This window comes from Bradyrhizobium sp. WSM4874 (assembly GCF_055811835.1).
In genome coordinates this window covers 1-553 of record NZ_JBVVPR010000198.1, presented here as the reverse complement: position 1 = coordinate 553, position 553 = coordinate 1, and the positions used below count along the sequence as shown (strand labels likewise).

The window sequence follows — 553 nt, the reverse complement described above, 5'->3', positions numbered from 1 at the left end:
GGCAGCCCGTACGGCAGAATTTTTGAGTGGGGATACCCGCGTCAACAAGAAGCTGAATGCGGCATTAACCGCGCTACGGGACACTCTCACTGGGAAGCTGCCTATCGCGCGGATGAGCCTTGCCGACGCGGATGTGAAACTCTTTGCCCCGTTCAGAAGCAATTACGTAAGCACCTTAACCCCGTTCGCTCGTTGGCTGGCGTCCCAGAACCTGACAGTGGCCAGCCTACTCCCTGATCCTGATCAGCTGACTGGTCGTGCTGCAGAGTTCTTGAGGCTCGATCCGGCCCTCGTCAATAGCAGCCGGCTCGGTCAAGCACTGACCCTTGTTCAACATACTCTAACCGGGGAGATTAAACGTCGGCGAAAGGTGGGGGAACTTCATCCTGATGATGCGGACCTCATCGGCCAGTTCGCGGCAGCAGCCGAGCGGCACGGCGTCATGAAAAAAAATACCCTCCAAGCCCATTGGGTCGTTCTTAGAGGGCTTGCTGCATGGCTCAACGAAAACAATAAGGCCACTCTAGCTTCTCGGTTGCAAGACCCTTCAGAC

The 553-nt window shown here is 56.4% G+C and carries 1 protein-coding gene; it reads left to right on the top strand.

Going from position 1 to position 553, the window contains the following annotated elements; all coding sequences use genetic code 11:
- On the top strand, positions 1-553 hold a 553-nt coding region (locus AC0L3P_RS40020; RefSeq protein ID WP_473309467.1), incomplete at both ends, for a hypothetical protein.